Annotated in this window: 12 protein-coding genes and 2 pseudogenes; 5 read left to right on the top strand and 9 right to left on the bottom strand. The window is 40.0% G+C overall.

Annotated elements, in window-relative coordinates; genetic code table 11:
* Window positions 1-4: 4 nt before the first annotated feature.
* From N5O98_RS05915 to N5O98_RS05890, 6 genes and pseudogenes are all read right to left on the bottom strand, one after another.
* Window positions 5-1,384, bottom strand: a complete 1,380-nt coding sequence (locus N5O98_RS05915; protein ID WP_022200231.1) for a DNA cytosine methyltransferase — start codon at window positions 1,382-1,384, stop codon at window positions 5-7.
* Entirely contained in the window at window positions 1,381-2,394 is a 1,014-nt protein-coding gene (locus N5O98_RS05910; RefSeq protein WP_004310586.1) for a DNA cytosine methyltransferase, read from the bottom strand. The genes N5O98_RS05915 and N5O98_RS05910 overlap by 4 nt, the downstream gene beginning before the upstream one ends.
* A gap of 5 nt (window positions 2,395-2,399) precedes the next feature.
* Window positions 2,400-3,440 carry a HaeIII family restriction endonuclease gene (locus N5O98_RS05905; protein ID WP_342997807.1) on the bottom strand — a complete coding sequence of 347 codons (1,041 nt, stop codon included), beginning with the start codon at window positions 3,438-3,440 and terminating at the stop codon, window positions 2,400-2,402.
* Window positions 3,420-3,926: pseudogene (locus N5O98_RS05900) on the bottom strand (very short patch repair endonuclease); the annotation flags it as partial. The gene N5O98_RS05905 and the pseudogene N5O98_RS05900, both read right to left, overlap by 21 nt.
* A 27-nt stretch (window positions 3,927-3,953) precedes the next feature.
* On the bottom strand, window positions 3,954-4,850 hold the full coding sequence (locus tag N5O98_RS05895) for a hypothetical protein (protein WP_004310588.1): 897 nt from the start codon (window positions 4,848-4,850) through the stop codon (window positions 3,954-3,956).
* The gene (locus N5O98_RS05890) at window positions 4,843-5,055 is read right to left on the bottom strand and encodes a helix-turn-helix domain-containing protein (RefSeq protein ID WP_004310589.1); all 213 of its coding nucleotides are present in this window, start codon (window positions 5,053-5,055) and stop codon (window positions 4,843-4,845) included. The genes N5O98_RS05895 and N5O98_RS05890 overlap by 8 nt, the downstream gene beginning before the upstream one ends.
* Before the next feature lie 132 nt (window positions 5,056-5,187).
* Between N5O98_RS05890 and N5O98_RS27575 the strand changes: the two are divergent.
* Window positions 5,188-6,179: pseudogene (locus N5O98_RS27575) on the top strand (DNA cytosine methyltransferase).
* Between the two features lie 386 nt (window positions 6,180-6,565).
* Here the strand turns inward: N5O98_RS27575 and N5O98_RS05875 are convergent.
* Both N5O98_RS05875 and N5O98_RS05870 read right to left on the bottom strand, forming a co-directional pair.
* Window positions 6,566-6,835, bottom strand: coding sequence for a DUF1653 domain-containing protein (locus N5O98_RS05875; RefSeq protein WP_004310592.1), 270 nt, complete (start codon window positions 6,833-6,835; stop codon window positions 6,566-6,568).
* Window positions 6,836-6,981: 146 nt separating this feature from the next.
* On the bottom strand, window positions 6,982-7,464 hold the full coding sequence (locus tag N5O98_RS05870; protein ID WP_004310593.1) for a hypothetical protein: 483 nt from the start codon (window positions 7,462-7,464) through the stop codon (window positions 6,982-6,984).
* A 563-nt stretch (window positions 7,465-8,027) separates the two neighbouring features.
* Between N5O98_RS05870 and N5O98_RS05865 the strand changes: the two genes are divergently transcribed.
* On the top strand, window positions 8,028-9,248 hold the full coding sequence (locus tag N5O98_RS05865; protein ID WP_032852803.1) for a site-specific integrase: 1,221 nt from the start codon (window positions 8,028-8,030) through the stop codon (window positions 9,246-9,248).
* 187 nt (window positions 9,249-9,435) lie between these two features.
* Here the strand turns inward: N5O98_RS05865 and N5O98_RS05860 are convergent, their stop codons facing one another.
* Window positions 9,436-10,350 carry a helix-turn-helix domain-containing protein gene (locus N5O98_RS05860; RefSeq protein ID WP_004310595.1) on the bottom strand — a complete coding sequence of 305 codons (915 nt, stop codon included), beginning with the start codon at window positions 10,348-10,350 and terminating at the stop codon, window positions 9,436-9,438.
* 268 nt (window positions 10,351-10,618) lie between these two features.
* Here N5O98_RS05860 and N5O98_RS05855 point away from each other — a divergent pair, with 268 nt between their 5' ends.
* Genes N5O98_RS05855 through N5O98_RS05845 form a run of 3 tightly spaced genes read left to right on the top strand, consistent with a single transcriptional unit; the run spans window position 10,619 to window position 14,128 of the window.
* Window positions 10,619-11,188: a DUF3575 domain-containing protein gene (locus tag N5O98_RS05855; protein ID WP_004310597.1), complete on the top strand. Its 570-nt coding sequence runs from the start codon at window positions 10,619-10,621 to the stop codon at window positions 11,186-11,188.
* A 4-nt stretch (window positions 11,189-11,192) separates the two neighbouring features.
* The gene (locus tag N5O98_RS05850) at window positions 11,193-12,497 is read left to right on the top strand and encodes a DUF3868 domain-containing protein (RefSeq protein WP_004310598.1); all 1,305 of its coding nucleotides are present in this window, start codon (window positions 11,193-11,195) and stop codon (window positions 12,495-12,497) included.
* A gap of 59 nt (window positions 12,498-12,556) precedes the next feature.
* Window positions 12,557-14,128, top strand: coding sequence for an Mfa1 family fimbria major subunit (locus tag N5O98_RS05845; protein WP_022200224.1), 1,572 nt, complete (start codon window positions 12,557-12,559; stop codon window positions 14,126-14,128).
* Window positions 14,129-14,213 lie beyond the last annotated feature (85 nt).

Here is a 14,213-nt window from a genome sequence, read left to right as displayed (position 1 = left end):
TGTTTTAAAAAAGTTCTTGAATGTTGGCGATATAAGGGATTGCTATATCTCTTTTATTGCCTCGGAATTTTACATCTGCTAAATTCAAGCATTCAAGATTGATACATTCCGCAGTTTTTAGTTTGAACGTCAGGTATTCATTGCCGGAAGGGGCAAAACCAAGGTAGGATAGTTCTGACCCAGACATGACTTTCGGGTGATCTTCTACCATTGCATACAAATATCTGTTACTGCAATTGTGTAGCAACAGATATTTAGGGGAAGTAGCTCCTATTGGCATTTGCAATGCTCCTCTGCGAAACCCTGTGCGTACATAATAAAGTTTGTTCCTCAATGTCATGCGTAATTGGTGTTCGTCTTTATAATAAGCAACAAGAACGTCTGCTTCCTTTTTTCCGTTCATAGAGCCTAGAGCATCTTTGATGCTTAAAGCTAAGCATCTGGCCAGCCGAGGGGGTACAGCATTTCCCACCATCTTATAACCTTCTTTTATATGTGTATAGGAAAAACGGAATTTATCGGGGAATGATTGGATTCTGGCGCATTCCCTCACGCTTAATCGACGGTAGAGGTGTTCATAACCGGGAAGAAAGATGCGTTGATTGGGGGAAACGTACTTCATAACTGGTGCCTGCGGATGTAAAGGGCAATTTTTAGCCTGTGCTTGTATGGTAAATGATACTTCATCCCAAGAACGTACGCGATTACGGGCCATAAATTTTGTATCGAACGGACCGGTAAAAACGTCATGGTTAGTCCATTTCTCATATTCTTGGTTTACGCGTTCATTGTCATATAGATGTGGTTCTTCAGTAATGTCACCAATTGCTTTTTGCAGTGTTACCAGAGGCTTTTGTGATGGTTCCGGAAATTTGAATGCGCCATTCAGTTCTTTTATGAAGCCAACAATAAATACACGGAAGCGATCTTGCGGTATGCAGTAATCAGCAGCATTCAGCAACGAATAGCTTACCACGTAACCAGCACATTCAAGGCTGGAAAGGAATGACAGGAAGGTTTTAAAATGCTTGTCGCTTATCATTCCTTGTACGTTCTCTATGATGAAAAACTTGGGACGTTTTTGTTTTATTAATTGGATATAGTCAAGAAACAAACGTCCCCGGTCATCATTTAGTCCTAACTGTTTACCACCTTCGCTCCATGATTGGCATGGAGGTCCTCCTATAAATCCATCGCAATCGGGAATATCAGCAGCCTTTAATGTACGGATATCGGATTTGCATAGGTATGTATTTGGGTGATTGAACTGATAGGTTTCGTGTATACCTTCATCAAATTCATTCGCCCAGATAACCTCATAACCAGCCTGCTCGAAGCCAAGATCTAGTCCGCCACATCCTGCAAAGAAAGATGCTACTTTCATTTCAAATCAACAATGATTCCCTTTTCAACCAAAGTTTTCTTTATTTGCATTGCCACATGATAAGCCAAGTTTACTGGTACAGCATTACCTATCATTTTATAACCATAATTCACATCATCATATATGAACTGGAATTCATCAGGGAAACTTTGTACACGGGCAACTTCACGGACTGTCATCCTGCGGTAAAGGTGTTCGTATCCTTCAGCAAACTTCTGCAGATTCTTTTCAACCTTAATCATTTTAGGTGCTTGAGGGTGCAGTTGGCATTGGCGACCGCTTGCTTGAACCGTGAAACCTGGTTCATCCCATGAACGAACTCGATTTCGGGATAAGAATATAGGCGAATATGCACCAATGAAATACTCGTTGTTAGGTATTTTGCAAGCCTTTCCATTTGTCTTGTTCTTTTCGAGAGCCGGTATAGCTGTAAATTGCAAGTCCCAGATACTTTCACGTAGTGTTGGTTTGTGTTTTTGGGGAGTAGGATATTCAAAGTTATGAATATTCAAATCTTTACGGAATCCGATATAGAATACACGGTCACGGTCCTCGGGCACATCGTAATCATTAGCATTAAGCATTTTCAAATTTACATCATAGCCTGCTTTGTCAAATAATTCCATGAAGCCACGCACGGCATCTGTATGGCGCTTGGCCAACATGCCGGATACATTTTCAGCAACAAAAAACAAAGGCTGTTTGTCGTGTAAAATACGAATGTATTCGTAGAATAACTGTCCCCGGGCATCCTCAATGCCCTTTAAAGAGCCTGCTTCACTCCATGACTGGCATGGAGGTCCGCCTATTATACCAGCAATATTATCCGGAAATTCGGATGATGGTATATCACGGATATCTCCTTCAATTAGATTAGTATCTGAAAAATTGGCTCGGAAGGTCGGGCAAATTTTAGCATCAAATTCATTCGCTGTAACTACTTTAAAACCGGCTTTATGAAAGCCTAAATCAAGACCTCCTGCACCAGAAAAAAGGCTAATCAAGTTCATCATATTTATTTCCAAAGGCAATTTATTGTGATTATAGCAGTAGGCATGCCTACTATTTGAATATCAAACTTTAAAGTTGGCACAACATAGGTTTCTGCATTATGTATGCGAAAAGAGAACTGCCAACCACCATCCATATAAAGCTCAACAGTGTTAGTTTTCTCCGGAACAAAACCTAAACTCACAATGCGTGTAGGCAAACATGCTACTGGAATTTGAATGGATGCTTGTTCTGATTCGCTGTTTTGATTGAGCGTACCGTGCAAATTATACGATTGAATCCGAGTGGTTTGTTCTTTATCGATGCTAATTATTTTATAGAAATCATGCTTGCCTAAAAGGTATTCTACCAATTTGCCGGGGATGTCCTTATGAACCTGATATTGTCGGTTGATTTCATTTATAAAAGCTGTTAGCAAGGGTATGTATACGTCATTTTCTTTATCTGTCAGTTCATTAAATTTTGTATGTTTGTTTTTTTCTGCAATGAGATAGTCGAATATTGGTTTAACTCCATTCCAATAATCCTGTGAACAAGGAATTCCATACCATTCTTTTCCAAAGTCCAATCTTCTGCTTAGGCGGCTATGTTTTACTGCAAAATGGTTATGCTTGAGGCTTAACCCAATCTCCCACTGGATGTTGTGCCGGATTATTAATATATCTCGTACATCACCTTTTTTCCCTTTAGCGTCTGTCTGTATCAGTAATTCCAAAATGTCATTATTGTTCTCGACGATACGGGGCTCTAATTCAAAAATCTTAGCAACGGCAACATAAGAGCTTGCCTTGTAAGTCTCTTGCATCTCATTGGATAAAGTGCACCATGCACGTTCTGCTGCGGAGTAACTACTATTTTTTATTATATTGACAGGACGAAGCTTTTTGATTTTTTCTTCAAGGGTGAGCAAACATACGAATTCATAAGCCCTTCCTTGGTCATTACTTTTACTACTCATAATTATGGGGTGTTTATTTAGATGCGAAGTTACTGAAACTCCTGTAAAAACAGCATTCTTATTTCTCTTTTTTTCATATTCCGTTATATTATCGGCTGCAATGCAGGGAGAATTTTCTGTAATCTCATAAGTTTTAGGAAGCTTTTGCCGATAATGTTCTAAAAAGCTATGGTTTATCCAGTATTCCATTTCATGTAATGTCTGTTCTCTTACAGCAGGTTTTAATTGGCATTCCCAAATAGTCATTACTTTCCAGCCCATTTTCTTTAAAACCTCTTTATGCTTTTCATCCCTTTGTTGGTTACGCTTTATTTTATTACGCCAATAATCACTGTTGGAATGTGGAATATGTCCGTCTACTTTGTGCCCATGCCAAAAACATCCATGGATAAATATTACAATACCATACTTACGCAATACTATATCGGGTGTACCAGGCAATCCTTTTACATTCTTGAGATAACGGTATCCTCTTGAAAACAAGTAACGTCGTACAATCCACTCTGGCTTTGTGTCTTTACTCCTTATTTTTGCCATAACGGCAGAACGTTTCTTTTTGCTCCAAATATCCATTTATAAAAGGTATAATACTTCGATGAATTATTGAATTCTTCTAACGTCTTTGTGTAGATATTTATTTAGTTCATGGAAATTGTTCTTATTTATTTGCAAAGTAGCTAACAAGTTTTTTATATTTTTGCCTATGCTATGTCCTTTTACTGACAATGGCTTTTCGAAAACGAGCTTTCCTTGGAGTTTTCCTTCTTGATCTAGAAACCAGTTAACATACACAGACAATGATCTGTCCCCATCCCATTTGTCTTTGTTGGCTCTGTAGTTTAAGGCTTTACAAACAAAATATACATCTTGTTGTTTTGCAAAATGTTCAATAGGCTGCATCTTAGATAGATAATAATTTAAATCTTTATTGGGCGCATCTATAGTTATAATGTAATTAGCAACCCCAGAATTTATGACAGTTTCACCATTTACGCTAGAATTTTTTTTATCTAAATTTAAATTTGTACCAGCATATATATCTATTTTTTGTTGGTCGGTTAAATCTATAATTCCACATTTCTTTCCTCCTAACTTATTTATAAACTCAAATTTCCAGCCCATTGTCAAGCTTAAAGCTTTCGTTTTCTTGTATGGCTTGAAATATACTAGGTAATCATCTTCGAAGGTTTTCTTTATTTTTGCAATGCTTCTTTCAATAATTGATTGTGCGTCGCTTCCTAAAATTTCAATTGCTCTATCCAAGCTAATTTTATTTTCTAGAAAATCAGCATTGTTTTGTTTAACTGATATTTTAAATTCTTTTTGATTACCAAGGTCATCTTGGGCTAATACATATACATCAGTTTTGCATTCTCCTTTAGAGGACGTGGGCTTATCACATTTTAATACCGAATAGTTGGCTTGTTCGTAAGTGAACTTTTTTTCGGATAAAAATAAGTCTTTTATCTTGCGTTCTGTTTTTCCAAAATTACTCATGTGTTTCTAGAAGTTTGGTTAATGGTACATTTAAAGCTTTTGCTATTTTTTCGGCAACAGCTAGTGAAACATTACGCTTTCCATTTTCAATGTCAGGAAGGTATGTTCTGTCTATGTCGGCTATATTAGCCAATTTCTCTTGTGAGAGATTTAATGCTATGCGTTGTTCTCTCACTCTAATACCAAATAATTCATTTATTGTCATAACTTTACAAAGTTCTTTATTCTTCGACAATTGTGCAACGGACTATTGTCTACAAATTAATGTTTTTGGGGATTAGAATACAATTTAAATTGTATCTTTGCCATCAACTTGAATAACAATAAATAGGTAAAGATGAAAATAGTTTCACTGTTTGCGGGAGCAGGAGGATTAGACCTGGGTTTTGAGAGAGCTGGATTTGATATTGTGTGGGCAAATGAATATGATAAAGATATTTGGAAAACGTATGAAAAGAATCATAGCAATACAATATTAGATAAAAGGAGTATAACTGATATTCCAACAACTGACATCCCGGAATGTGATGGAATAATTGGTGGACCACCTTGCCAAAGTTGGAGCGAAGCAGGGGCTTTAAGAGGAATCAATGATAAACGCGGACAGTTGTTTTTTGATTTTATACGTATTCTACAGGATAAACAGCCTTTGTTTTTTTTAGCAGAAAATGTTAGTGGGATGCTTTTAGGAAGACATTCGGAAGCTTTATCAAATATAAAAATATGTTTGCAAATGCTGGAATTGGCTATGAATTATCATTTAATATGCTTAATGCACATGATTATAATGTCCCGCAAGATCGTAAAAGGGTATTTTTTATAGGTATAAGGAAAGATCTTAATTTTAAGTTCGAATTTCCAAAACCTTATCCTTATAAGAAAACATTAAAAGACGCGATTGGAGATCTTGCAGATAATGTCGTCCCTTCCATTGGGAATAATAAAGCAAACCCTGATTGTAAAGTGACTAACCATGAATATATGACAGGAGGATTTTCTCCAATATTCATGTCTAGGAATAGGGTGCGAAAATGGGATGAACAATCATTTACAATTCAGGCTGGGGGCAGGCAAGCTCCTATACATCCGCAAGCACCTTTGATGGAATTTGTAGAGCAAAATGTGAGAAAATTTGTAGAAGGGAAGGAACATCTTTATAGAAGGTTAAGTGTTAGGGAATGCGCTCGGATTCAAACATTTCCGGATGATTTTATTTTCTATTATAATAGTGTTGCAGCTGGATATAAGATGATTGGAAATGCAGTCCCGGTTAATTTGGCTAATGCCTTAGCTGAATCAATCAAACAGCAACTTCAAATACATGTGTAATCATTGGATGAAAAACTAAAAAAGTACATTGTGGTAGATATTTTAAGAGTAATTTATAATATTGTTTATCAAACAGAACGTAATACCGTAAATAATGAAGTTCATCTGAAAATCGGATGAATAGTATGGGAAGTATATTGGGGATATTTAAGCGATCGACGTGTTTGTAAAACTTTCTTCTTGATTTATAAGAAAAAGAGGGACATTCACGGAGTATCTCTGTTATAGCGCCATTCGTTCTTTAACAAGATTGGGTATATATCTATTACGATACATCTCAATTGAGGTACTGGGATTGGATAAGATATGCATCAATTGAATAATATCTCTGTTCTTCTCGTATGTTATATTGGTATCAGTTCTTATATTCATTCTATTTTAACTTACTAGTCCTCCCATGTTAAATCCTTCAAATCTTTTAGTTCTGGGTAATAGGCATATATTTCTTTTTCTGTTATTTCTTTAAAACGATCCATTTTAATACCATTTCGGACTACCTTGTCAAAAAACATAGTTTTAGGGCGGACCCATATTTCATGTTTACCATATAATGCCTGATAAACAACCATCTCCTCAAGTGTCTCACTATGCTGGGCAATACCCAGCATTTTATACAGTCCACCTTTAAAATGAATGAAATATCGTTCTTTTTCCATAATACTACCATTGTTCTTATGCAGGTATAAAAGTAGTAAATTCTTAGATAATAAGAGTCGGTTGTTTCTGATATTTTTTTTTAACGTTGTGTAACCTGTCGTTATTAAGTGATCACTATTAAATAAGGTGTGATTTTTTCGTAGCGTCATCTCTTCATTTTCTTTCTCCACCTCTGAAACCCTCTCATCAAACTTTCCTCTTCCACCGACTCCGCCATATCATACTTTACCACAAACTCATGCATCGACTTTATATACATCACCCCATTTTTGAACTTATTTTCCAACAGAAACGAATAAAGCTCCGCTTTCATTTCCACCTCAATTTCCTTTTCAATAATAAAGATACTGTCCTGACCGAAATAATTATAAACTTCCGGATTCTTCCCTTGCCTTGGGCTGGGAAGAACAAAAGTGATATTTCCAGTCTCTTTCCAGGAGACGCCTTGCGGATGAGGAACAGATAATTGATGCAGGAAGTGATAAATGGGAGTGAGGTGGGAGAGGTGGATTGGAATGGGGAGCCTTGAAGGTGGATTGTTGTGCGATAGAAGTTCTAAACTTTGTCCGTACCGGACATGCATATACCTCGCCAGATATGGCTTGATGGCAAACGTGGCTGTAACCATGGGATTTGAATTTTGGATTGTTGAAATTTGTTGTATACTGATTGCCGCTTCGTGCGGCAGATTCTGTCGTGTTTGTTGGAAAAAATCCCATGGGTTACGGGGACGGAATTTTAATTCAGTAAGAAGTTGAAATTCAAATGGTTACAAATGCCGGTTTTTCCTTTAAAACCAACGGGTCGTTCCTTTAAAAGGAACGACCCGTTGCACACCGAGGAAGGACCTCTTCCTTTTAAAGGAACGGACGGCTCCCTAAAATCCATAGTGCAAAGCTATGCCTAATATTCTAATTTTTCAAAAGGAATAATAGCGGAAATATTTATATTATGTAATGAAATATCATAAATAGTATACATCTCTAATTTATGCGTATGCATATTGGAAATATGTAATAAAAATATACTGATTACTAGAACGTGTATTTTAACTATATTTATCAGATAACTATTCTTAAAGTGGAAAAACTTTTTATTCCATTTCTTGTTTCTTGCGTAACAGGCGGAAAAATAGTTCTGATAAGTAAGGTGAACTTCGTACTTTTACGTTTCAAACAAAAAAAGCAAGATATGATAACATCAGTGAAACTTATGCTGAATAAGAGCAGGATATTGAATAATGGCAGTTATCCTTTAGTATTTCAGGTGATCCACAATCGGAGAAAAAAGTTACTGTATACAGGCTACCGGGTGAAAGAGGAGGTGTTTGACGAGCTGGAAGGGAAGATTATGAATGGCGTAGGTTCTACTTTTACGGCTACAGAGGTCGTGAAAATGAACCGCGAGCTGCGGAAGATGCGGAATCGGATTGATACACGGATCAGGCAGCTTGAGCGGACAAGGGAAGAATTTACAGTGGAGGATATTCTGGCTCAAAGTGCTTTTGGTACAGGAAAACCACAGTTTTATTTATTGCGATATATCAATGCGCAGATTGAGCGTAAGCAGGAACTGAAGAAAGTGGGGATGGCTGCGGCCTACAAGAGCACCCGCTCGTCGTTGGCAAAATTTATAAGCCGCCCCGATGTCCGGATGTCGGAGGTCGATTCGGCGTTCGTCAGGAGATACGAGGATTTCCTGTATAGTAACGGCTCTTCCGGAAATACGGTAAGCTATTATCTGCGCAACTTGCGTTCCCTGTACAACCAGGCGGTAGCGGACGGTTATCATCCTCGTGGCGAATATCCGTTTGCGAAGGCACAGACCCGCCCGGCGAAAACGGTGAAACGTGCTTTGTCACGGACGGATATGCAGAATCTGGCGGACTTGAATTTGGAGAATGAACCTGAACTGGAGTTTGCCCGCGATTTGTATCTGTTCAGCTTTTATGCGCAGGGAATGGCTTTTGTCGATATTGTCCTTTTGAGGAAGAGCGATATTTGCAATGGTGTGCTGACTTATTCCCGTCATAAGTCGAAACAGTTGATTCGCATAGCGGTGACTCCGCAGATGCAGGGCTTGATGGATAAATACAAGACGGAAAATGAGTATCTCTTTCCGATAATCAGCGGTGAATACGCTTCGGGATACAAACAATACCGCCTGGCGTTAGGGCGTATCAACCGCCATTTGAAGAAAATCGCTGTTGCAGCTGATATAAAAGTTGCGTTGACGACGTACACCGCCCGCCATACCTGGGCTACCCTTGCCCGTGACTATGGAGCACCAATTTCTGTGATTAGTGCCGGACTAGGGCACACTTCGGAAGAAATGACACGCGTCTATTTGAAAGATTTCGATGTATCCATGCTTAATCAGGTGAACAGCATGGTTACAAATTTATCCAAGTGAAATGAAAATTTGTAATATAATCCGTTGAAAATTAGAAGATATAATATTTTTATTTATCTTTGCGATATTGTAATCTATTCTGTAATAGAGATTATATTAAAATCTCTTTGTTGTTTTGAACTATTTCACGCTGCAAAGTAAGCTTATTTTTTTATAATATAAATTGTCATAAAGTACATTTTTTTATTCATTTTGTACACGTTGCGTGGTTATCCTCATAAATAGGGCTGTTTTCGGTTTGGCAGCGTTCCATTAACTGTTTGGCGGTGCATCCGAAATATAGTTTGCAGTGACGGTTGAAGTTACTTTGCGAATCAAATCCCAATTCTTCAACGGCGTCTTTTATACATACTCCCGGTTCGGTCATTTTTTCGAGTATCCTTTGGTTCTTTTGTTTCAGCATCCATTGTTTGGCAGTCATTCCGAACACCTCGTTGAATTTGGAAAAGAAGCGGCTTCTTCCCAGGTTCGATAGTGAGATGAGCTGTTCTATATTATCCACTTTGGTATGGTTACGCATGACAAAATCCTTGAAGTCTATTTCTTTTCCGATGATAGGGTGAAGCAGGGTTGCAATCTCCCGCTTCTCATAAAATCCGCGCAGGAGAAAGAAGAATTCCCGTTGCATCAGGGTGTGCAGGTGTGCACAACTCATCCCGTTCTTGATACAGTGGGTTAACACTTCGAGGAATGGTGTCAGTGGGTAGTGTATTCTAATCGGTGAGAAGTCATATTCAATGTTGTTGCATAGCTCTGATAAAGATTGCAATATGAGCTTGTCACAGTTTCCTTCGGGCATATCGAAAAACATGGAGAGCAGGCTTGAACCGTTTTCTCCAATTCCCTTCAGCCGGGAAGAACGGGGGATGAGTATCATCTCTCCGGCATGAAACGATCTGTTGTGGAACTGGTTGCAAGTTATGGTGAAATCACCTTTCAGGAAGAATAGAAGATAATTCTTACTTGTAGTGTCTTCCTCAAATTCTGTGTTCTTATCGAACTCCAAATACTTGAATCCGGTTTCAATCGTTGTCATGTAGTTTTGGCATGACAGGTGTTCTTCGATGTACAGCAATTCGCTTTTCATAAGTTTTGTTTCCATGGCAATAACTGTTTTGATTGTTTGGTCTGTTACCTATCTGTTTGTTTCACAATTGTTTCAGTATCTGTATTTTTAATGAATTATATATCAGAATATTATTTTCTGTTTTGTTTGCTATGATTCATTTTATCATGATACTGAAACGTTATATGGGTGCTTTATGTGATATAAATCATTGGTAATTAGGTTTTTATTGTTTGTATTCTTTTGTTTTATCTCTATTACAGAATAGAGATGCAAGAAAAGCAACAATAAATAATAAGATGACATGAAGAAATATCTATGTTTAATCGGTGTCTTGGGAGTACTCCTTTGCAATACGGCCAACTCTTATGCCCAAAAGGTTGCGGTAAAGACCAATTTGCTTTATGACGCTACTACTACAATGAACCTGGGGCTGGAAATAGGCCTGGGCAAGAAATGGTCTCTCGACTTATCCGGAAATTATAACCCCTGGAAGTTTGATGATGAAACGCGCCTGCGCCACTGGGGCGTGCAGCCGGAACTTCGCTACTGGCTTTGTGAGAAATTCAACGGCCATTTTCTGGCTCTGCACGGACATTACGCCAAATACAATGTGGGCGGAATGTCATTTTTGAGTGATAACATGGAGCGCCACCGCTATCAGGGACATTTGTGGGGCGGCGGAATATCCTACGGCTACCAGTGGCTGCTCGGCAACCGCTGGAGTATGGAGGCTGTGCTTGGAGTCGGCTATGCGCGGTTGGATCATTCCAAATATCCTTGTGCCACATGTGGAACCATTCAGAAAAGTGAGAAGAAAAACTACTTCGGCCCAACAAAAGCTGCAGTGAGTATCATATACATTATAAAATAGGCTAATGATGAAAAGAATCTGTATATACGTGACCTTGGGACTGCTAGGCGCAGTTTCCGCCCATGCCCAAGAGATAAATATCGGACAAGCCGTTGCCCGGAAAATAAGCGATGACAAAGTGGAAGTCTCATTTAATATGGATTGCAGCACGCTGCGGCTCCCTTCACGCCGACAGATGATAATCACTCCTTTGATAATCAGCCGGTCGGAAAGCGATACACTCGCCCTGCCTTCAGTTTGCATTGCAGGCAGAAACCGTTATCGCATGAACAAGCGGAAAGAAAGTCTGTATGGCAAAGAACCGGCTGCGGGAGAGGGACAGGAAATGATTCGTTTTAACAGGAAACGGGATATGTTGTTAGAATATAACGAAACAGTTCCGGCACAGGAGTGGATGTCCGGAGCACGTGTCGAGATATTCCGTGAATTACAGGGATGCGCAGGTTGCGGAGAAGCACTGGGTAATGCTCCCGTTGCGGAGCTTCCTTTATTCAAAGAGGTAGTGGAACGCCCGAATCTGGAAATAATGGTGGCACAGGCAGAGGAGAAACGTCGTTCTTTCACCCGCAGTGCATATCTTAATTTTAAAGTGAACCAGTCGGCATTGCTTGCCGATTATATGAATAATCCTACCGAACTGGCTAAAATCCATTCGTCCATTGATTCTATCCGTGAAGATGATAACTATCGTATTGCCCGGATTAAGATAGTGGGCTACTCATCGCCGGAAGGCAATTATGACGGCAATGCCCGCCTTTCCGAACAACGTGCGAAAGCGTTGGTACAAAACCTGAAACATGCCTATAAGCTGGACGACAGTATGATAGAATGCCGTTTGGTGCCGGAAAACTGGGAGGGACTAGCTGCATGGTTGTGCGAATACCGTCCTTCCTATATGCAGAAAGTACTCGATATTATCGGGCAGACTCCCGAACCGGATGCGCGCGATGCGAAGATAAAAGCTATCGATGGCGGAAAAATATATAATGCCTTATTGCAAGAGGTATATCCGAAGCTGCGCTTAGTGGAATATACAGTCAGCTATACAGTGGTTCCGTTCTCTGTAGAGCAGGGACGGGAAATCATCAGAACACGTCCCGATAAGATGAACCATAACGAAATGTATCAGGTCGCAGTCAGCTACGGCAAAGGTTCGGACGAATACAACAGGATTATCCGGATGATTGCCGACCGTTTTCCGAGTGACAGGATAGCTAACAATAACGCCGCTATCGTGGCTTGGGAAATGGGAGATTACGACGCGATGCGGGTGTACCTGAAACGTTTGGAAGGTATAAAAGCTGAATAATATAATCTGAAACTTATACTTAGTAATTAACATTTTAGTATTCATTAAATTTTAAAACAATGAAATTGGACAAATCTTTTTTAACGCTGTTTGTCGGACTGGCGATGGCAGCATGTAGTAATGATGAAGAGATGGCAACCGGCGGACAAGACCTGTTGCCGATAGACGGCAGGGAGGCTTATATGTCCGTAGTTGTAGATATGCCTAAAAGTACGGAAACACGCGCTCCTGGAGAAAATCACGGAACAGCGGACGAACAGAATGTAAACGAAGTACTCCTTGCATTGTTTGATGCATCAGACGTTTGTTTGGAGACAAAGACATTGGCTTCGACCGAGTATATTTTGAATGTAGGCGGTAATCCTGCAGCAGGGACCGGAAATGCATTCAAAGTTCCTTCTACTACCGCCAAAGTACTGGCAGTAGTCAATCCGAGCGACAAGTTCAAAGCTGCCTGTGTGGCTTCCGCTTCCTGGTCTGTCATTAACGGTGCGGTAGAGCAGACACTTGACGAAGTGATTGGAGCAACAAAGGACAACTTTATGATGATTAATGCCGGCGACAATGCAAATCCGGCTAACGGAGCACTGGTGACAGCTAATGTGAAGGTGGTTGATGGAACGTCTATTGCTGACGCTACTGCCGCGATTGCCGCTGCCGAAGCTGACCGTTCACTTATTCATGTAGACCGTGTCGTAGCCAAGGTTTCTTTAGGAACAAATCCGGACGGCGTCAAGGTTCCTGCAGGAGTGACTTGTACATTCGGCAACTGGGCATTGAATGTTACCAACAAGAGCATGTTCCCGTATGCTGAAATCGTAATGCCCGCCGGAGGTTCTGCAGGTGCGGATTATAGAATTGACCCGAACTACGAACTGGCAGGATTCAATGTGTCACAGTTCAACTATCTGAAAGTTGCTGACGACGGAACTTTGCCTGCTGATTTTTCAGCTATGACGGATAGCAAATACTGTCTTGAGAACACAATGGCTGCCGACGCACAAACCCAGGCACAGACTACAGCTGCCGTAGCAAGTGCGGTTTACACTCCTAATTCATTTACAGCAGGCGATAGCTGGTTCCGCCTTTTGGGTGTCACTTATAAGACACTGGCTGATTTGCAGGCAGTATATAATGCTGCAAAAGCAGTTACTTCACCGGATGCATTGCAAACACAGATAATCACTCTTTGTGACCAGTTCTATGCACGTATGTCTGCTGCCGCTACTGCACAAGGCAAAACTGTCGGTGCTGATTTTGCCGCTATTACTCTCGCCGAACTGGACGCTATTGCGAACGGTGGTGAATACTCCAAGCCTGATGCAACAGCCGGTGAAACCGTAGGTGTAGAATACTTCCAGAAAGGTGTATGCTATTATAACATCCTCATCCGTCATGACGATGCAATCACCGCCACAATGGCACTTGGCAAATACGGTGTTGTACGTAACAACTGGTACACATTGACTATCAACAGCGTGAAACAACCGGGTACTCCTTGGATTCCTGATACCACAGATCCTACTGACCCTGAAAAACCAGGTGAGAATGATGATGACGCTGAAGCATATCTCTCTGTAAGTATTACGATAAATCCATGGACTACCTGGAGTCAGGGAGTGGATTTGTAGTGATAACTATATTGGGCTAAAATAACAATTAAAATAATAAGAAGGCGTTATGATACGGCGCAGCTTGTCTTGTGACGCCTTCTTT

Source organism: Bacteroides sp. LFL-34, from assembly GCF_027257075.1.
Classification (GTDB): Bacteria; Bacteroidota; Bacteroidia; order Bacteroidales; family Bacteroidaceae; genus Bacteroides; species Bacteroides ovatus.
Note: the sequence above shows the minus strand (reverse complement) of the source record. Positions and strands in the feature narration are given on the sequence as shown.